This window comes from Rhizobium sp. BR 315 (genome assembly GCF_050577975.1).
GTDB lineage: Bacteria > Pseudomonadota > Alphaproteobacteria > Rhizobiales > Rhizobiaceae > Rhizobium > Rhizobium miluonense.
The window spans coordinates 1-18,947 of sequence record NZ_JARWKZ010000080.1; the positions used below are offsets into that span (position 1 = coordinate 1).

Annotated in this window: 17 protein-coding genes and 1 pseudogene; 14 read left to right on the forward strand and 4 right to left on the reverse strand. The window is 61.9% G+C overall.

Features of this window, described 5'->3' with window-relative positions; all coding sequences use genetic code 11:
• Window positions 1-52 precede the first annotated feature (52 nt).
• The 5 genes and pseudogenes from QD409_RS33230 to QD409_RS33250 all read left to right on the forward strand — a co-directional run bounded on the left by QD409_RS33230 (window position 53) and on the right by QD409_RS33250 (window position 5,989).
• Complete coding sequence (locus QD409_RS33230; RefSeq protein WP_430764813.1) at window positions 53-2,206, forward strand: ParB/RepB/Spo0J family partition protein; 2,154 nt, start codon at window positions 53-55, stop codon at window positions 2,204-2,206.
• A 71-nt stretch (window positions 2,207-2,277) separates the two neighbouring features.
• Window positions 2,278-2,934 carry a hypothetical protein gene (locus QD409_RS33235; RefSeq protein WP_430764814.1) on the forward strand — a complete coding sequence of 219 codons (657 nt, stop codon included), beginning with the start codon at window positions 2,278-2,280 and terminating at the stop codon, window positions 2,932-2,934.
• Window positions 2,935-3,130: 196 nt separating this feature from the next.
• Window positions 3,131-3,554 (forward strand): annotated as a pseudogene (locus QD409_RS33240) (antirestriction protein).
• Window positions 3,555-3,709: 155 nt separating this feature from the next.
• Window positions 3,710-4,900 carry a DUF932 domain-containing protein gene (locus QD409_RS33245; protein WP_430764815.1) on the forward strand — a complete coding sequence of 397 codons (1,191 nt, stop codon included), beginning with the start codon at window positions 3,710-3,712 and terminating at the stop codon, window positions 4,898-4,900.
• A 90-nt stretch (window positions 4,901-4,990) separates the two neighbouring features.
• Complete coding sequence (locus tag QD409_RS33250; RefSeq protein WP_430764816.1) at window positions 4,991-5,989, forward strand: hypothetical protein; 999 nt, start codon at window positions 4,991-4,993, stop codon at window positions 5,987-5,989.
• A gap of 40 nt (window positions 5,990-6,029) precedes the next feature.
• Here QD409_RS33250 and QD409_RS33255 read toward each other — a convergent pair whose 3' ends face one another.
• On the reverse strand, window positions 6,030-7,220 hold the full coding sequence (locus QD409_RS33255; protein WP_430764817.1) for a DUF1173 domain-containing protein: 1,191 nt from the start codon (window positions 7,218-7,220) through the stop codon (window positions 6,030-6,032).
• Window positions 7,221-7,471: 251 nt separating this feature from the next.
• Here QD409_RS33255 and QD409_RS33260 point away from each other — a divergent pair, with 251 nt between their 5' ends.
• The 6 genes from QD409_RS33260 (at window position 7,472) to QD409_RS33285 (ending at window position 15,573) form a co-directional block, all read left to right on the forward strand.
• Window positions 7,472-7,786: a DUF6117 family protein gene (locus QD409_RS33260; protein WP_430764818.1), complete on the forward strand. Its 315-nt coding sequence runs from the start codon at window positions 7,472-7,474 to the stop codon at window positions 7,784-7,786.
• Window positions 7,770-8,177 carry a hypothetical protein gene (locus tag QD409_RS33265; RefSeq protein ID WP_430764819.1) on the forward strand — a complete coding sequence of 136 codons (408 nt, stop codon included), beginning with the start codon at window positions 7,770-7,772 and terminating at the stop codon, window positions 8,175-8,177. The genes QD409_RS33260 and QD409_RS33265 overlap by 17 nt, the downstream gene beginning before the upstream one ends.
• A 164-nt stretch (window positions 8,178-8,341) precedes the next feature.
• The gene (locus QD409_RS33270) at window positions 8,342-8,617 is read left to right on the forward strand and encodes a hypothetical protein (RefSeq protein WP_430764820.1); all 276 of its coding nucleotides are present in this window, start codon (window positions 8,342-8,344) and stop codon (window positions 8,615-8,617) included.
• Window positions 8,618-8,737: 120 nt separating this feature from the next.
• The gene (locus QD409_RS33275) at window positions 8,738-13,213 is read left to right on the forward strand and encodes a strawberry notch-like NTP hydrolase domain-containing protein (RefSeq protein ID WP_430764821.1); all 4,476 of its coding nucleotides are present in this window, start codon (window positions 8,738-8,740) and stop codon (window positions 13,211-13,213) included.
• Window positions 13,210-14,256, forward strand: a complete 1,047-nt coding sequence (locus QD409_RS33280) for a DUF7146 domain-containing protein (RefSeq protein WP_430764827.1) — start codon at window positions 13,210-13,212, stop codon at window positions 14,254-14,256. Before QD409_RS33275 ends, QD409_RS33280 begins: the two co-directional genes overlap by 4 nt.
• A 375-nt stretch (window positions 14,257-14,631) precedes the next feature.
• Window positions 14,632-15,573, forward strand: a complete 942-nt coding sequence (locus QD409_RS33285; protein ID WP_430764822.1) for a DUF2493 domain-containing protein — start codon at window positions 14,632-14,634, stop codon at window positions 15,571-15,573.
• Between the two features lie 50 nt (window positions 15,574-15,623).
• Here QD409_RS33285 and QD409_RS33290 read toward each other — a convergent pair whose 3' ends face one another.
• The 3 genes from QD409_RS33290 to parS form a co-directional block, all read right to left on the reverse strand.
• Window positions 15,624-15,902 carry an HU family DNA-binding protein gene (locus tag QD409_RS33290; protein ID WP_430764823.1) on the reverse strand — a complete coding sequence of 93 codons (279 nt, stop codon included), beginning with the start codon at window positions 15,900-15,902 and terminating at the stop codon, window positions 15,624-15,626.
• 112 nt (window positions 15,903-16,014) lie between these two features.
• Window positions 16,015-16,524, reverse strand: coding sequence for an RES family NAD+ phosphorylase (locus QD409_RS33295; RefSeq protein ID WP_430764824.1), 510 nt, complete (start codon window positions 16,522-16,524; stop codon window positions 16,015-16,017).
• The gene (parS, locus tag QD409_RS33300; RefSeq protein WP_099086587.1) at window positions 16,521-17,006 is read right to left on the reverse strand and encodes a type II RES/Xre toxin-antitoxin system antitoxin; all 486 of its coding nucleotides are present in this window, start codon (window positions 17,004-17,006) and stop codon (window positions 16,521-16,523) included. The genes QD409_RS33295 and parS overlap by 4 nt, the downstream gene beginning before the upstream one ends.
• A 305-nt stretch (window positions 17,007-17,311) precedes the next feature.
• Here parS and QD409_RS33305 point away from each other — a divergent pair, with 305 nt between their 5' ends.
• From QD409_RS33305 to QD409_RS33315, 3 genes are all read left to right on the forward strand, one after another.
• Window positions 17,312-17,578, forward strand: coding sequence for a type II toxin-antitoxin system Phd/YefM family antitoxin (locus tag QD409_RS33305; RefSeq protein WP_099086586.1), 267 nt, complete (start codon window positions 17,312-17,314; stop codon window positions 17,576-17,578).
• Complete coding sequence (locus tag QD409_RS33310) at window positions 17,575-17,973, forward strand: type II toxin-antitoxin system VapC family toxin (protein ID WP_430764825.1); 399 nt, start codon at window positions 17,575-17,577, stop codon at window positions 17,971-17,973. Before QD409_RS33305 ends, QD409_RS33310 begins: the two co-directional genes overlap by 4 nt.
• A gap of 617 nt (window positions 17,974-18,590) precedes the next feature.
• A complete protein-coding gene (locus tag QD409_RS33315; RefSeq protein WP_430764826.1) occupies window positions 18,591-18,914 on the forward strand; it encodes a DUF736 domain-containing protein in 324 nt (107 codons plus the stop codon).
• The last annotated feature ends 33 nt before the right edge of the window (window positions 18,915-18,947 follow it).

The following is an 18,947-nucleotide window of genomic DNA, read 5'->3' on the forward strand; positions in this document are numbered from 1 at the left end:
GGATTGAGGTTGTCGGAGAGAGGCTCCGGCCGACCCGCCACGGAGAAACGACATGGCACAAGCCATCCAGAAAATTACGCTCAACGCCGGGCGCGACATTCCCTTCAACAAGCTCGTTCTCAGCCAGCAGAACGTTCGTAAAACCAAGGCGGGCATTTCGATCGAGGAGCTTGCTGAGGATATCGCCCATCGCGGACTGCTGACCAGCCTCAATGTCCGCGCTGAAGTCGATGGCGACGGCAACGAGACGGGTATCTATCGGGTCCCGGCGGGTGGACGCCGCTACCGCGCTCTGGAGCTGCTGGTGAACCAGAAAAAGCTGTCCAAGACATCGACCATTCCCTGCATCGTCAGCAAGGGCGACACCCTCGAAGTCGAGGATTCGCTTGCCGAGAACGTCAGCCGTGTCGATCTGCATCCGCTGGACGAGTTCCGGGCTATCATGACACTTCGCGAGCAGGGCCTCGACGACGAAAAGATCGCCGCCCGCTTCCATATGTCGGTTGCCACGGTGAAGCAGCGTTTGCGCCTGGCCTCGGTCTCGCCGCGTCTCCTCGAGTTCTACGCCAATGACGAGATGAAGCTCGGCCAGGTGATGGCGTTCTCGATCACCAATGATCACGTTCGCCAGGAACAGGTGTGGGACACGATCTCTCGGTCCCATAACCAGGACGCCTATTACATCCGGCGGATGCTGACCGAAACCGCTGTCCGAGCCTCCGATCGTCGCGCCGTTTATGTCGGTATCGACGTCTATGAAGCGGCCGGCGGTGTCGTTATGCGTGACCTGTTCGAACAGGATAATGGCGGGTGGCTACAGGATCCGGCGCTGCTCGAGCAGCTCGTCCTCGAAAAGCTGACCGCCGAGGCCGAAACGCTGAAGGCCGAAGAGGGCTGGAAGTGGGTCGAGGCTGCGTTCGACTTTCCCTACGGCCACACCTCGGGTCTTCGCCGCTTCTACGGCGAGCGGGTCGAATACAGCGAGGAGGAACTTGCGCGGCATGACGCGCTCAAGGCAGAATACGACAAGCTCGATGTGGACTATGCTAAGGCTGAGAGCTATTCCGAGGAAACCGAGGCGCGACTTGAGGAACTCGGCAACGCGCTGGATATAATGAACGACCGGCCCTACGTCTTCGACAGCCAAGACGTAGCCCGCGGCGGCGCCTTCATCTCGCTTGGTGCCAATGGCGAGCCCAGGATCGAACGCGGTTTCGTCCGACCCGAAGACGAACCTGTCGCAGAGCCGCAAACCGGTGATGCCGATTATGGCGACGGTGATGGTCAAGGCGAGACTGAGACTGGGACGACTTCGGCAAATGGCGGCATCTTGGTCAACGGCAAGCCTGTCGGCATCGAGGAACCGGAGGAAGACGACGGCAAGGTTCGTCCGCTTTCCGATCGCGTCATCGAGGATCTAACGGCCGCTCGCACCGTGGCGCTGCGCAACGCGCTGGCGAACGATCCCGTGATGGCTTTCATTTCCGCCCTCCATGTCGCGGTGCTCAAAATCTTCTACCGATACGGAGCGGACTCGTGYCTGGAGATCACCCTCCAGCACACCGCTTTCAGCCAGACGCAGGGGCTCGGCGATACGATCTGGGCAAAGGAGATCGAACAACGGCAAGAATCGTGGGGCTATGACCTTCCCGGCAATGCCGACGAGGTCTGGAACTACCTGATCGCGCTCGACCAGGATAGCCGCATGGCGCTGTTTGCCCATTGCGTCTCCTTGTCAGTGAACACCACCGTGCAAGCGTGGAACCGGCGGACAAAGGAAACGGCTCACGCCATGCAGCTTGCCCATTCGCTCGGCTTTGGCATGGTCGCGGCCGGTTGGACGCCGACGGTCGACAACTATCTCGGCCGCGTCACCAAGGCGCATATCCTGCAGGCGGTCCGCGAAGCGAAGGGCGACCAGTCTGCGCAGCTGATCGATCATCTCAAGAAGCCCGACATGGCGCGTGAGGCCGCCCGGTTGCTCGAAGGCAGCAGATGGCTCCCTGAAGTGCTGCGGCTCCCCGTCGATCGGATCCCCGCGGAGGCAGAGCCCGATGCGGTACTTGAGGACGCGGTTGTCGAGGACGATACCACTGAGGCCGCCGACCTCGATTTGCCAGCCTTTCTGACCGAAGATGAGGGAGCCGCAGAAGCGGCCACCGACCCGATCGACGGCGACGGCGAGCATCTCGAAGCCGCCGAATAACGACTCCAAAACGCAAAGTCACGAAAGCCCGGCCACTGCGCCGGGCTTCTCTGTTTTTCAGGAGCGCCGTCATGCCTGCCTATACGATTGAAACGACCTACACCCTGCCGATATTTCGGCATGGGACCTATATCGCCGACACGCCCGAAGCTGCCTGCAACGCGGCGCTTGGCGACGACAACTGGGAGTCTTCGAAGAAAGACCGCGAGTCCGCAGGCGAGATCCATGTGACCGGCATCTGGGAGGGTGAGAACACCGCCTATGCCGGATCGCCAATCGCAATACCGTCGCAGCTCAATGAAGCAATTCATCGCCGGGCCCACCACTTCGAAATCCTGCTCGGTCTGCTGAAGATGCTGTTCCACGACGTCCAGGCGGCGCAATCTCCGTCAGTCGATTGGTTGGCCAAATCGGCCTGGGCGATTGCGCGGGGGGAGGCTATCCTCGCATATGCGCCCGATCCCACCGAGCCGGCCGATGCGCCGAAGCCAAGTCATATCCTCGCACGTTTAGAGGAAGAGCGCGTGCGCAGCGCGATAGCTGCAGTCCTTGAGGTCGATCGAGACTTCGATGGGCTTTCCGTGGGTTCGGTGAGCGACGAGGAAATCCAATCAGCTTGTGTGTCCATCGTGACCACGATGGACCTCTCCGATGCCATCAGCAATGCCGAGTTTCATGCGGCAATGGCAGCGATCCGAGCGGCCTACGGTCGCCACCATCCAGGTTAAGTCCTTTCCAATCCCTGACTTTCGAACCCGGTCCGCTTTCCATTCAACCCAGCCCGGACTTCTTCCTGCGTGCACCAGAAATAGGGGGCGGCTGCGGCCAGCCCAAAAGGAAGAGTAGGGCCGGGGAGAGGGGCGAGTCGGGCGGTGGAGAGAGGGTGCCCGGCAAGAATCCTGTTTCCTCTCTGGAGAAAGATCGATGTCGATATCCGAACTCACACCCCAAACTGCTTCCATCGTCTCCGACGAGCGCCGCCTGGAATTTCTGCCCACGCTGTTCGGGCGCTCGCTCCTGATCATCGCCGAGAACGCKGTCTACAGCCTCATGGAGCGGCTCAGCCCCCTCGACTATGGTGGCGGGTTCTGGGATTTCTACGAGCGCGAGGGAAAGCCGCTGTTTCTGGCTCCGAGATCCAAGTCGCGTTTCCGGATCACCGGCGAGATCACCGGGTTTCAGGGGGGAAGTCTCGGCGGAGGCCGCGGGGATTATCGCCACGCTTTTTGCCTTCTCACATCTCTCCTTCCAGAATCAATCCGAGCAACTCTCGGAAGGCTATGACCGCCTCTACGCCTATGCGGCCGACCATACCGAGGCCGCAGAGATCTTTCAGGCGATCGATTGATCACGAGCCTCTTGTCGCCCTCGGGCGGCACACTTTCTGTTCCGACCGAACTGCCTTGGAAGCCAGGGCTTGCGGTCGCACTTCATCGTCCATCTCACCAGCCCGGTTGTCGCAAGAGCGGTACGCCGGGCTTTTGCGTTTTAGGAGACTTCATCATGAATACCGTGATTTCCAACCCCCGACCGACATCGTCTGGATTTAAGGTCGATATATCTCGCGGTAAACGCGTCGGACGCGTTTCGTCGGAATGGTTTTCGCGTCCCGACGACGAGCGGTATCTGTCGCTTTCCGATCTGCATCATGCCGTCAGCGCCCGGACAGAACGAGCTCGCGTTCGCACAGTCGAGACGTCCGAGATCCGGGTCGAGGCTACCCGCGACAACGCCGAGCGCTTATCCCTGATCGTTCCCGGCGGGCGCGAGCCGGTGGCGCCAACACACTGGAGCTACGGTCAGCTCTGCAGCCTTGTTGGCGCCCCTGCAAGCTACATGCGCCAGCTGCCAGCACCGCTGGCGGCGATCAATCTGCAGCACGGGCTCCTCAGTCACAACGCCGAAATGGTCAAGACGCTCGAGATGGACGACGGTCGCGTGGAATTGAGAGCGGTCACCGGTCCGGAATACGGGCGCATCTGGGACAGGGATTTGATCGCGGCCATCATGAACATTGCCGGCAATGGCACAGGCGATACGATCTGGAAGGTTCCCGGTCTGCTCGACTGGTCCACGATGACCCACAATCCTTTCGTCGATATCACGAAGGATACGACCACGCTATACGCCAGCGATCGCGACGTCTTCGTCTTTCTTTGCGATGACACGCATCCAATCGAAGCCGGGCGACTGCCGAACGGCGATCCTGATTTGTATTTCCGTGGCTTCTATGCCTGGAACAGCGAGGTCGGCTCGAAAACGCTCGGRATCGCCAGCTTCTACCTGCGAGCCGTGTGCGCCAACAGGAATCTCTGGGGGACGGAGAATTTCGAGGAAATCACCATCCGTCACTCGAAGTTCGCCGCCCAGCGCTTCGCCCACGAAGCCGCACCGGCGCTGACGAACTTCGCCAACTCCTCGCCCGCACCGTTCATTGCCGGCATTCGCGCCGCCCGTGAACGTATCGTCGCCCGAAACGAGGAGGACCGCTCCGAGTTCCTGCGCAAGCGCGGCTTCTCGAAGGCCGAAACCGGCAAGATCATCGAAACCGTTCTTTCCGAGGAGGGGAGGCCACCGGAGTCGATTTTTGACTTTGTGCAGGGGATTACCGCGCTGGCGCGGGGAAAGTCGCAACAGGACAGCCGGCTCGAACTAGAAGGCAAGGCGAAGAGACTGCTCGAAAGCGCGGCCTGACCACGTCGAATCCACCGCTAATTCTTGCCCCATCGCTTTCACCGCCCGGCCATCGTGCCGGGTTTTTGCCATTCCCGAAAAGGAAACATCATGACCACGCTCGAAACCAGGATCTACAGCCATCCGCCCATTCCGCTGGCAGACATCAGCCCGCTCGAAATGCTGATCCTCACCAATGTGCTTGAGTGCAGCGTAACCGAAGAGGGTCTTGTCCTGTTCACGGATGTAACACCGGCCAATCCGATCCGCGTGGCGCGCAGCGAACTGACCGCCGCGTTTGGTGCCTCAGCGCGGAACGGTGGAGATCCGGTCAACGTCTTCATCGCCGACCGGGTTCTCGCCCTTCAGCCGGCAGGCGGTAACACCGTCGAAGACGATGCGATGGTCGACATCGACCTAAGCCATTTCCCGTGGCAGTTCGTGGTGCAGGGCATCGTCGCGCGATCACCGGATCTGCACGAGGTCGCGGTAATCCAATGGACGAACCACCCTTCGCAACGTCCGGAGAGTTTTGGCGCCACCGTTTCGTTGATCACCGCCAAGGCCGTCCATCATGCGACGAGTGAGGATATTCTCGACCGGTTCAGACTTCAGGAGAATGCTCTCCCTCCTAGCGCCTCGTCGTTTCCGTCTTGTCCGGACAACGGCGCTCTGGCCAGTGGCGCTGCAAGCGACCTGTTCACGGTGAAAGCGGTCGAGACGGCGCTCTGCGTCTGGGAGGCGATGCTTTATTTCCGCGGTCTGCATCAGGATGAACGGCCGGTCCCGGACACTGTCGCCCGCATGTCCGGACTCTGGGATGCCGTCGGATGGCAGGCGATGCGGTCCCATGTCCGCGAGATCGTGCCCTTCGCACTCGCCGTCTATGACGACGTCTGCGAAGAGCTTGAGGAAGAGGGTTTCACCTTCGATTTCGATTTCGCGCCAGCATTTGTCGAGAACCTGCGCTGGTCCGAGGAGGGAGCGTCCCGCGAAGGCGAACCGGACGAGTTCCGTGAAGATGTGATGGTGGCCGTCAGGCGCCGTCGGCAGGACGTCGTCGCGCGAACCGCATCGGGCTTCAACCCGGCTTCATGCCAGGTCGACTAATGAGGAGAGGCGCTCGCCTGCCGACCCGCGCGTTCGCGGATCACGGAAGCCGCGGGACTTCACCCTCCGCGACCCGCCAGATCCAGGGCGTGATCTCCGGCCTCGTCTCGATCATCTCCGCAAGCGCCTGTTCATACTCCTCTCCGGCGCTCGGCGGAACGATGAACATGGCGACAGGAGCCGGTTTCTGCTCCGGCAGCGTCACCGACACGATCGGCGCATCGCGTGGCAGGTTGAACCGCAAGCCCTTGACGCTCTTTCGCTTGAGGTGGCCGAGCTTTTCCAGAAGCCGCAGCTCGTGAATGTCCTCGAACGGCAGCCAGTGCTCGTTGGCCACCATCAGCGATACCTCTTCGACCGCCGCAATGCCGGCGGCCGAGACGCCGAAGGTGGCGATGACAATCAGATGGAATGCCTCGTTCGAGCGCCACAGTTCAAGCTCCACTTCATGGTGCGCGGCGAGCCGCCGCCATGCGCCTTCCTCGATCATCAGCGGAAAAGGCATGTGCCGTACGCCGATCCTCTGCCCCTCGCGCGCGGGGGAAAACTCCTTCACTTCCGCCACGATCATCATCAGCTTGCGAGGACCCGAACCGGCCGCCTGCGCGCCCTTGAGCACCGCGGCGCGCCGGGCGGCGATCCCATCCTTGTCTTCGGGATGAAACACTTCCGGCACGAAGAGCATGTCGGCCAATGTCGTCCCTCTGGCTGTCATCTGGGCGGCCGCGTTCAGAAGGCTTGTTCGCACCCGGCCCCAGCCACGTCTACCGGCCCAGGTCGAACGCCATTCCGTCAGTTCGCCCGCCTCCCAGAGATAATGCAGCATTCCCCGCAACGACAATTTCTTCGGCTCGCTGCGAATGCCGTGTTCGGAGGCTTCGCCTACCACACCGGGCGTGGCCCGAGGCCCGCGCTTCGTCAGCGAGAAATCCAGTTTCAGGTCGGCCTTGCCGTTTGCATCGATCTGAATGGCGTTTCCGATGAGCGGCCCGAGGCCCGAAAGCTCGTAAGGAGGCTCATAGGAGGGGCATGCGGGATCATGTTCCCGCCCCGATAGCGGCATTCGCTTGATGAGATACTGGTCGTCGACCCTGGCGATGTACATCGGCACGGACGGTTCTTTGCACGTGCACATCGGGCGAAGCCGATGCTCGTAGGCCTGCGGAAGGAATGCTCGCAGTTCAGGCGACGACTCTTCCATCACCCGGCCATCGATTGTGAATGTTCGCACCTTTGCTCTCCCGTTCGGATCTCCAAGCTATGCAACTATCACGCATTTTACTATCTAAAAATAGGCAGTAAAGCGCCGCGATCTCAGCGAGTTCGGCCTGAAGCCGAGCATTCGCCGCCGCGCGACGTGTGCGAGCGCCATGTAGCCCGGTGCGGTATCTCCCACACCTTCCAGTGGTGAGATCGACGGTCACCGGCATTGAGAAACCCTTCGCCCTGCGCATGCCGCGCATATTCCGCCAGGAGGATAAAATGACGATACCMAACCATGCCGGGACCAATTTCCATACCCTGTTGCGCGCAGCCGCAGACGGTAACCTTGTCCTGATGGAATGCCTGGATTCCCGGACGAGCGAACCTCGTTATGTCCTGTGCGCTGTCGGCCAAGACGGGACAGACCGGGTGTTCACGCCGTTTGGGCATCTTGCCGACGGCAACCCCTTCGACGCTTACCTGCCGCCCGATCCTGATAATCCTCGAGGCTTTCTGGCGCCGGGTCAGGCTCGGTCCGACAGCCGCTCGCCGGCGGCTGACGACAAGGGAGAGAGCAATGCAGATCAGGCGTAAATCCCGGCATGGCGAACAGCCGCATTATCTCGCTCACTCCCTCTACGCGGCAGAGCTCGGAGCGCCCGACCAGGGCCTTTGTCGTCCGACACCTCCCCGTGCGCCGGATGTCGCTGCACTCGTCCATCCCGGCATGGTGATCCGAACGTCGTACGGCACGGGCGGAACGGTGATCGGGGTTGAAGGACCCTTTGTCCATGTCGCGCCGGATGGCAGCGAGTATCCGCATTTCACGATCGTCTACGTGCCGTCCGAGCGGTTCGGCCGGCACGGCAAGGGCGATCTCAACTGGATCAACGAATGTGTCGCTGTTGACCGCCGGATCCTGAAGCTTCTCGAAGTCGACCTAGATGAGGTCTTCGTCAAAGGTCCGGTCTTTCTCCGCGGCTGACGCTTCGCGGAACGCCCCACCAATCTTCCATTGAGCCTTTTCCAACCAGGCCCGGTGCTCCGAAGAGTGCCGGGCCTTTCGGCATTTTCAGGAAAGTATCATGACCAAGCCTGCACTCGGCTGCCCCCGCGTGGGTTTTATGTCAGACGTACCGGTCGCACCGGTTGCGCCGGTGTTTCTCAATTACCGGTCCCAGGCCGTTCGGCCCGTCTGCTTCGCCATCGTCTATTGGGACGGCCCGGCGATACCCCTACGCCTTCGAGGACCGCGACGCCTTCGAACGTCAACGCGCCACGGCCGAGAGACATTTCGTCCATGTCCATGAGCTGTCGGCCGAGGAAGCGGCCGAATGGATCGCAGCCGGCGGCAATGCCGTCCTTCATGAGGTGTCGGCCGCCGGCGTTGCGGCATTCGGAAACCTGAAGCTCGCGCCCGGCTGAAGGCGGGTGCCGGCCTCCTTGATCGCTCAGAGGGAGAGAGGGGCGGGAAAAGGGCGGTCTGCCGGGGCTTGGAGAGCGTCCGGGCGGGCCAGTCCCTTCCCGCTCTAGACAGGGTTTCCCATGAACATCGTCCCTTCCCACATCGCAAACGCTACCACAACCGCCCCCMAGGCTCCTGCCGATTGCACCAGCCGAGCAGGCAAACTCCTCCGCTCCGGCGGAACGCTTCTGAAGTTTCTCGAACATGGCCAGCCGATCGGCACAGCCGATCTTCGCACTGTTCTGACAGACATCTTCGGCGGCTCGGATGCGGAAGGCTTCTGGTCATGGAAAGGCGCCTACGAGGCGGCGGAAGTGGCGCAGGTCCTGTTTCTGCGCAAGTTCGGCGCCGCAATCGCCACCCGAGCAAATGCACCGCACGCAACGCTGACAATGCTGACCAGGGTGGCGGGTTTSATCCCGACCCACACGCGGCGCTCTGAGGAAAGCCAGCAACTCCAGCAATTTTCGACGCCGGTACCACTGGCTTATATCGCGGCCCGCGCGGCCGGCATCGTGGCTGATGATACCGTGCTCGAGCCCTCCGCCGGAACCGGCCTGATGGCGATCTTCGCCGAACTCGCGCGTGCGCGCCTGTCTCTCAACGAATATGCGCCCCTCCGCCACGGCCTTCTGCAGCTGCTCTTCTCCGGGTCGGCCGTATCGCAGCATGATGCCGCCCACATCGATGACTATCTCGATCGTTCTATCCGCCCGACCGTCGTCTTGATGAACCCGCCGTTTTCCGCCGGCGTTCATGTCGAAGGCCGTATGGCAGACGCCGCATGGCGTCATCTCGTCTCCGCCTTCGCACGGCTTGCCCCCGGCGGACGACTGGTTGCGATCACAGGCTCAAGCCTCTCTCCCGATAGTCTCACATGGCGCGACGCTTTCGTCCGTCTKCAGGAGCGTGGCACGGTTCTGTTCAGCGCCGCGATTGATGGCTCCGTTTATGCCAGGCACGGCACAACGATGGAGACCCGCCTGACGGTGATCGACAAGATCGCTGCCGCCGATCCGACGCGCCTCATTGCCTCCCACGGCATCGCCCCTGATCTCGAGACCTTGCTATCGTGGATTTCGAGCCTGCCGCCTCGCTCGCCGTCGTCCGCGTCACAATCGATCGGCGCTCCTTTCAACGGAACCGCCTGCGCCCGCGCGGCGAAGATGGCCGCCCGAAACACGTCTACCCTGCGGCCCGCTACCGTATCGGCACCAATCGGGCGTCCTCTCTCCGCTAGTCGCGCGCCGAGCCCTGTTTCTGCACTGTCCCCACGCGTCGATGATGTCGTGGTCGAACTATCCTACGAACTCTGTGATGCGACAGCGATGACCCGCCGTGACGTCACTGAGGGCATCTACGAGCCTTATCGGCTGCAGGCGATCCGCATTCCCCACGCAAAACCGCATCCGGACAAGCTCGTCGAATCCGTCGCCATGGCATCGGTGGCGCCGCCCAAGCCGAACTATCGCCCGCACCTGCCGAAGCGCGTTATCACCAGCGGCGACCTTTCCGACGCCCAGCTTGAAAGCGTGATCTATGCGGGCGAAGCCCATTCGGGTTACCTCGCCGGTCACTGGTCCGTCGACGCCAGTTATGACAACCTCAAAGCCGTCAAACCGGATGAAGAGGGATCTGTCCGATTTCGCCGGGGCTGGTTTTTGGGTGATGGCACAGGTGCAGGCAAAGGTCGGCAGGCTGCCGGTATCATCCTCGACAATTGGCTCAAGGGTCGTCGCCGCCATTTGTGGATTTCCAAATCCGAGACACTGATCGAGGACGCTCAGCGTGATTGGAGTGCGCTCGGCCAAGAGAAGCTGCTCGTGACGCCGCTGTCACGCTTCCGGCAGGGCAAGCCGATCAAGCTCGACGAAGGGATCCTGTTCGTCACGTTTGCGACGTTGCGCACGGATGAGCGCGAGGGGAAGCGATCGCGCGTCCAGCAAATCGTCGACTGGCTCGGTCAAGAGGCGGTCAGTGGCGAAGCCGCGACAGGGAACGCGAAAGGTTTCGATGGGGTCATTGTCTTTGATGAGGGGCACTCGATGGCCAATGCCGCCGGCGGAAAGTCCGAGCGAGGCGACAAGGCAGCCTCGCAACAGGGCCGTGCCGGCCTACGCCTGCAGCGTGCTCTCCCCGATGCCCGTGTCGTCTATGTCTCGGCGACCGGCGCGTCCGAGGTGGAGTCGCTCGCCTATGCCGAACGGCTTGGACTTTGGGGGAGCACGGATTTCCCTTTCTCGACGCGATCGGAGTTCATCGCCGCGATCGAGGACGGCGGCGTAGCGACCATGGAAGTGCTCGCCYGCGATCTCAAGGCGATGGGCCTCTACGCCTCACGGTCCCTGTCCTTCGAGGGTGTCGAATACGACATCCTCGAACACGAGCTGACCGAGGAACAGGTTCGCATCTACGATTCCTATGCCGAAGCGTTCCAGGTCATTCACAACAATCTGAACGCCGCGCTCGAAGCCTCCGGTATCGTCAGCCATAGCACCACGCGCAACAAAAACGCCAAAGCTGTCGCCCGCTCGGCCTTCGAAAGCTCGAAGCAGCGCTTCTTCAATCATCTGCTGACGTCCATGAAGACGCCGGCCTTGATCGACGCGACGACCAGGGACGTGGCGGACGGGCATGCAGCGATCATCCAGATCATATCGACCGGCCAGTCCTTGACCGAACGACGGCTCGCGGAAATACCGACAGAGGAGTGGGGCGATATCCAGGTTGATGTCACGCCGCGCGAGATCGTTGCGGAATACCTCAACCATTCCTTCCCGACCCAGCTCTTCGAGGAGTATTCCGACACCGAGGGCAATCTCCTGTCGCGGCCGGTCTATGACGCCGACGGCGATGCCGTCATGTGCAGGGAAGCCGTCGCTCGCCGGGACGCGTTGCTCGAACGTCTCGGCAGCCTGCCGGCGATCCCGACCGCACTCGACCAGATCGTCCAGCACTTCGGCAGTACCCAAGTGGCTGAGATCACCGGCCGCACGCGCCGCATCGTGCGCCGCGACGACGGCGGCACGATCGACCGCTTCACTGTTGAAAGCCGGCCGGGCAGCGCCAATCTCGATGAGACCCGCGCCTTCATGGACGACGAGAAGCCGATCCTGATCTTCTCTGAAGCCGGTGGCACGGGACGGTCCTACCATGCCGATCTCGGTGCGAAGAACCAGCGCCTGCGCCTGCACAATCTTCTCGAAGCCGGCTGGCGCGCCGACGTGGCGATCCAGGGTCTCGGGCGAAGCCATCGCACCAACCAGGCGCAGCCGCCCCGGTTCAGGATGATCGCCACCAACGTCAAGGCGGAGCGGCGCTTCCTGTCGACCATCGCCCGACGTCTCGATACGCTCGGTGCAATCACCCGCGGGCAGCGCCAGACAGGCGGACAAGGAATGTTCCGCTCGGAGGACAATCTTGAATCCCAGTATGCCCGCGATGCGTTGCGGCAGTTTTACAAGCTGATCTACGGTGGCGAGGTCGCAGGTTGTTCGCTCGACAAATTCGAGACGATCACCGGGCTTTCGCTCAGCGCGGAAGAGGGGGGGCTTAAGGACGAGCTGCCGCCGATCCACACCTTCCTCAACCGCATGCTGGCGCTGACGATCGAAATGCAGAACCTGTTGTTCGTCGCCTTCGAGCAATTGCTGGCCGCCCGCATCGAGGGCGCGATCGCAGCCGGCGTCTATGACAAGGGCCTGGAGACGCTGGTCGCCGATCGCATGACGGTGAAAGAAAGGAGGCTGATCTATACCCATCCCGCTACCGGCGCCGAGTCGCATTTGTTGACCATCGAACGCATGGATCGCAATCAGCCGATRCAGATTGCCGACGCCCTTGGGCTCCTTCAGCGCGACCCACGGGCAAAGCTGATGATCAACAGCAAGTCTGGCCGCCCTGCCGTGCAGGTGCCGACGCGTTCGATCATGCTTGAGGACGGTTCGGTCCAGCCGCGCGTGGCGCTCATCCGGCCAATGGACGAAATCCGTTTCGAGCTGCGCCAGCTCGAAGAAACGAACTGGGAACAGGCCGACGAGCAGAGCTTTTCCGCTGCCTGGAGCGCAGAAATCGCCGATCTTCCCGAGTTCTCGGTTTCGACCACGCATGTCGTCTCCGGCCTCCTCTTGCCGATCTGGAAACTGCTGCCGCAGGATTATTGCCGGGTCTATCGGCTTGAGACCAACGAGGGCGAACGGATCGTCGGCCGTCTGATCTCTTCAGAATGGCTTTCCCGGCTTTGCCGGAATTTCAGGCTCGATCAGACAGAAGTCGTGAGCGCCGCGCAGGTGTGGGAATCGCTGCTCGGCGGGTCCGCGGTCGTCGCACTCGCGGGCAATATGACGCTGCGGCGCGTTCGGGTGATGAACGATTATCGCATCGAGCTTGCCGGCTTCACCGACGGCATGCGCGAGAGGCTGAGATCGATCGGCCTTTTCTCCGAGATGATCGCCTGGAAGGACCGGTTCTTCATCCCCGCCTCGAATGACGGACAGGCCGTGCTGTCGCGCCTCATTGAACAGCATCGTATCATCGATGTCGCCGGTCGGAGCTGACCGCCATGCTGTCAGCTTCCGAACTTTCAGACCGTCTGGCGCGCGATGCCGAGGCGGTCTGCCGCCATTACCTCTCCGCCGGCCGCAGGGCCGGCAGTTACTGGATCGTCGGCGATACCGCTAACAGCAAGGGAAAGTCTCTCTACGTTCATCTCACGGGCCCGCGAGCGGGGCGGTGGGCAGATGCGGCGACTGCTCAATATGGCGACCTGCTCGATCTCGTGCGGGAGACCTGCGGACTGGTCGACTTCCGCGATGTTGCAGACGAGGCCCGGCGTTTCCTCAACGAACCACGGGTCAGCCCGGTCTCTTCCGGTAGGGATCATAAGCTCGATATCCAGCCGGTTGAAAGGCCGACCGCGGAACGTGCAAGACGCCTGTTCCAAGTGACGCAGCCGCTCGCTGGCACTCTGGCTGACAGCTATCTGCGCCAGCGCGGCATCCTGCGCGCATCGTTGCATTCCGCACTCCGGTTCCATCCGTCCTGCTACTATCGCGACTTCGCCAGCGACGGAACCCGCAGTTATCCCGCGCTGATCGCAGCGGTGACCGATCAGGCGGGCACGGTCACCGGCGTGCATCGCACCTGGCTCGATCCGGACGGCGACGGCAAAGCTCGGGTCGAGGATCCCCGCCGGGCGCTGGGCGGGCTGCTCGGCAACGCCGTGCGGTTCCGCTTTCCCGTTGATGGCCCCGTGCCGGTCATGGCGGCAGGCGAGGGGCTTGAAAGCATGTTGTCGCTCTCCCATGTGATGCCCGGCATGCCTGTGGTCTCGGCGCTGACGGCCAATCACCTTGCCGCGTTCCGGCCACCAGCCGGGTGTCTGCGTCTCTATGTTGCCGCCGATGCGGATGCCGCCGGCCGGCATGGGATCGAGGGTCTGAGCCACCGGGTGCAGGCGCTCGGCATCCTGCCGCTTGTGCTTACCCCGGATCTCGGCGACTTCAACGAGGATCTGCGCCGGCTTGGACCGGACCGGCTCATCGCAAATCTGCGGGGCCAACTCGCACCGGAAGATGCCAGGCTCCTTCTTCCCTCATAGTGTGGCCGAGAAGGGATGCCGGACGGGGCCCGGGCGTGGCAGGCAGGGCCGGTTCTGTCGGTCTCTGTCCTCGTGGTGCGCGCCTGCGGGCCTCCGAGAGGCGACCCTTACCAGTCGGCCGTCTGGCCTTCAGCGGGTCGGTCAGGTTTCTTCCCCGCGCCGGCTTTTTAGTCCGCATCGGCTGTTCCTAAAACCGGTTCCCGGTTTCGGGCCAATGCGGCAGCCGGCGCTCCTCGCGCCCCAAGAAACCCTCCCTCAACCGCCCGGCGCTGCGCTGGGCCGCGTCGCTGCGCTTGCGGTTCCGGCCCGACTGCCGCCTGGACAGGGATCGCCGTCAGGCCGCGAGAGGCGCGGCCCAAACCGACGGAGACCATCATGAACCTTACCCTTCCCATCGACGACACCTTCGAACCCGACCACGCGTCTTCCCCGACCGACCGCGTCATCTACGAGATGCAAGTCTTTGGCTACCGCCCCTTCCAGGACGAGCCGGACCCGCGCCCACTGCCCGAGGAGCCAATGGTCCAGTCGGCGCTGACCGCGATGTTTTCCGCGATGTTCGAGATGCTCGGCGACACGCGGCTGGAGCCCGATCTCGAAGACCTGCTCTGGTCGACGGTCAATCTTTTCCACCGCGCCGGCGAGCGTATCCAGCGTGAACTTCAGCGCAACGAGGACGCCCAGCGGACTGGCCAGCGCGAGCAGGACGGCTCGGAGGTGAAAAGCGTCGAGCTTGAGCGCCATGTCGTCGAGGGCATTACGCTTCTCGAACGCCGCAATGCCTTCGAGTTCATGCGCGACTATGCAGCCGATCTGTTCGAAGCCCAGACCGGTTCGGCATGGCGGCCGCGCACCGGGTCCAAGGTCAATCACGCCAACCTGACCGCGGCGATGATCGACAGCAGAGATTTCCTGTCTGCCCGCCGGCACGCCGAAAACACGGTGCTAATCCCGGCAGGAACCAAGATCGCCTTCGGCGGCGGCACGGACTACAACGATCACGACCGGATCTGGTCCGCGCTCGACAAGGCCCATGCCAAGCACTCCGACATGATCCTGCTGCACGGCGGCTCGCCCAAAGGCGCCGAACGTATCGCCGCCTGCTGGGCCGAGGCCCGCAAGGTCACCCAGATCGCCTTCAAGCCCGACTGGAACAAGCATGCCAAGGCCGCCCCGTTTCGCCGCAACGACGACATGCTTTCGGTCATGCCATCAGGCGTCATCGTCTTCCCCGGTTCCGGCATTACCGACAACCTGCGCGACAAAGCCCGCCGGCTCGGCATCAATGTCTGGGAACTCAAAGGAGATGGCGCGTGAGCGCCATCGTCTTCGCAGGACACCATCTCGCGGTTATGTTGCACCCGAGACTACTTGTTTAGCGCATCCTTGAGTGCCTTCGCTGGAGTGAAGGCAACCTTTTTCTGTGCGGCGACCTTGATCGTCGCCCCGGTTGCCGGATTGCGCGCTTCGCGCTCCGGTGCGTTCTTCACCTTAAACTTGCCAAAGCCGGGGATGGACGTTTCCGCACCGGACGTTGCGGCCGCCGTGATGGCGGAAAATACGGCTTCAACGACAGCCTTGCTTTGAACCTTGGTCAGGTTGTGCTCGGCGGCAATCTTGTCTGCGATTTCGTTGGTCGTGGTCATATGAAGTTCCTTTCCTGTAGGAACCAAAGCCTTTCCACCGGRACAGCCCGCTGTCACGGGGTTCACACCTTGCTAGCTGCTGCCTTAGCCACCTTTCCACAAGTTCTGGCGATTAGACCGCCGCCGGTGGGTGAAGACGGGTATCAAGGGCGAATGTCTCCTGAAACTTTACCGAATAGCTGCCGGCCGCCTGGCTCGCGATAAAGATCAGGTTCCAGCTGCGAGTGGAGACCGCGCTTGGGATTGCCACAAAGCGATGCTGTCGCAGCAGGTCGTCGCCGAATGCCTGTTGACCGGCGCTCGGAATACCGGGCCGCAGCCAGTTCGGATTGGGAACGGAGTCGGGATCGACGATATGCACCGCGGCGGTGTCGGCGATGACAGCGGCCGTCAGGATATGTGGGATTGTGTCGAGTGCGCGAAAACCCTTGTGGACCGCGACCTCAAGGATCGCCGTCGACGGGTCGATGGAGCAGTAGATTGCCCGCACGCCCTTGCTGTTCCAGCGACCGCCGACACGGTAAGCGCCTTCACCGCTATCCCATGTGGGAGCATAAGCGGCCTGGTCGAGCCGCCACGCGATCAGCTCGGACCCGCCAAGCGCAATCGGCAAAGGCGTCATGCATAGACGCCGTATTCGAGCCGTTCCAGATAGTCCTCGACCAGCTCGACACCGGCAGGCGTCCCGAGCAGGTCGATCGGGCGGCGTTGATCGAGCCCGATGGCGGGACGCTCCAGCCATTGCTCGGCTTCCGCCTGCGTTCCCAGCACATCCGTTGCCTTCGACAGGATCTCGGCGAACTTCCATGCCCGACCGCTCTGTTCCTGGCTGAGCGGCTTGGACGGCGCGTCCTTTCGGCGTTGCCATGTCCTGAGGCTCATACCGACGGCCTTTTCGAGGGATTCGGTCTTCCCAATAAAGACCAGGCTTCCGACGAGGTGATCGATTGCGGAGGCCGGTAAGCCGATCAGCAGCAATTCATGTGCGTCGAGCGCTGTTGTCAGCCGGCGCGACAGCACGCGAGCGCCACCGAGTAGGGCCTCGATCTTTTGCAGTTCCCCGCCGCGTGTCATTGAAGAAGGTGCTTCTGCTGCGACCGCCATCACTGTCTCCTGTGTCATCTGTCGTTCTAAATATGACATCTGTCGCCGCTCGTTTCAAGTAACAAGGCAAACCCGGCGATTTGCATGGAATCGGCGGGGCTCGTCACGCGCTTTTCGCGAATATTCCGTTTAAAGCGAAACTTGGTTTTCTGACTTTTGCAACGTCGCAGATTAGAAAGTTTTGCGGTGCCGACGATCTCTTGTTGGGGCATTCCGTTCGAAAGCGCCACTCCTCACCTTGCTGAGGAATCTCTTGCATTTTTGAGGAATTGTGTACACATTTGCCGCTTAAATGGAGCCCCGTAATGCCTCAGTCCCGGCCACAGACATCACCTCCCCGCCGTGTCGGCGTTCGGGAGTTTCGCGGCAATCTGACGTCCTTCCTCAAGCAGGTTGAGGATGGCCAGCGGTTTGTCCTCACCTCCCATCATAAGGTCGTTGCGGAGATTGGGCCACCATCAAAGGAAATTGTAGCTCGCAAACCTGGCGCGTTGCGCGGCAAGATCAAAGTTGCCGAAGACTTCGACAGCTTGCCGGCGGACGTCCTGGCCGCGATGGAAGACGAGGCGTGAGGCTTCTCCTCGATACGCATGCCCTATTGTGGTGGTTGAACGATGACGCGAAGCTGGGCAACCATGCGCGTGGCCTTATCGGCGATTCTGAGAACGACGTTCTTGTCAGCGTTGTCTCCCTTTGGGAAATCACAGTGAAGCTTCGGATTGGCAAACTCGATGCCGATCTAGAAGAAATTCTTGCGATCTTGCCGGCTCAGGGCTTCGATCGGCTGGACATCTCAGATGCGCATCTTATCGCCCTTGCCGCTCTTCCGCTTCATCACCGTGATCCTTTCGATCATCTCCTCATGGCACAGGCCGTGGTGGAGGGCGCACATTTCGTTTCGCAGGATCGGACTGTGGCGCTTTACGGTATTCCTTTCGTGACGTGCTCGGATCCTGGCGCCTTGTGATTTTCGCGGGTTTGCATCTGACGATGAAGCCGGCCCCGATCGTGCGGGCGGGTCGCTTGCCTATAGCGGTGTACCGGGCGGATAAGGACCGCTCTGACGGCCGGGCGCTGCCAGGCGAATGGGCGAAAGCCCGGAGCCGATGCCCTACGCGAGCTGCGTCATTCGATATTGCAAACAGTCTGAAGGCCGCGGTGCGGTCACCGTGCCGATCGTGCGGACACGCAATGTCTGATGTTGGCAGCAGGCGTGCTCGTCCGCATGTCACAGTTGAGACCAGGCGAGGGCGCGACATTGACCCGGACGGCGGCGAAGCGCTCATGAGGCGCGACGCCAACATCCCGCAGCGCTGGGCCGGGCAGCCATGGGTTAACGCACCCTTCAGTTGCCCCGAACCATTCCCGAATTTATGTCGCTCGTATAGACGACCGCCGGCTTTTGCGGCCAACCCCTGAAGGGGTAAGACTCGGTCAAAATTTTTGCGAAATTCGATTTCGGTATTTTCCCTCTGGCGGAAAATAGAATTTCGCAAAATTTTTGTCCGAGCTGACCGCAGCAGATCGGTCGTTTCTTCGTGCGCCATCGGGAAATGGTCCCGAGCAACCGAAGGAGACACAACCGTGGCCACCACGATCGCAACCCTGACGCAGAAGACCGACGGCATCCTCGAAGGCATCTTCGCCACCATCCGGGTCAACGCCCCGATCGCCATCATCCCGAACGCCAGCAAGGCTAGCGAGGAAGCCCCCGACTACCGCGTCATCCACCGCAAGACCGGCTTCGAGATCGGGGCAGGCTGGAACCGCATCGCCCGGCAGACCGGCGAGGAATACCTCTCGGTGAAGCTGGAAGCGCCCGAGATCGGCGTGATCTTCGGCAACCTCGCCCAGGCACCGGGCGGCGATCCGAGCAAGAAGGTGATCCTCTGGAACAACCCGAACTGAACCGCGAACATCGGCCCCGAGCGATCGGGGCCG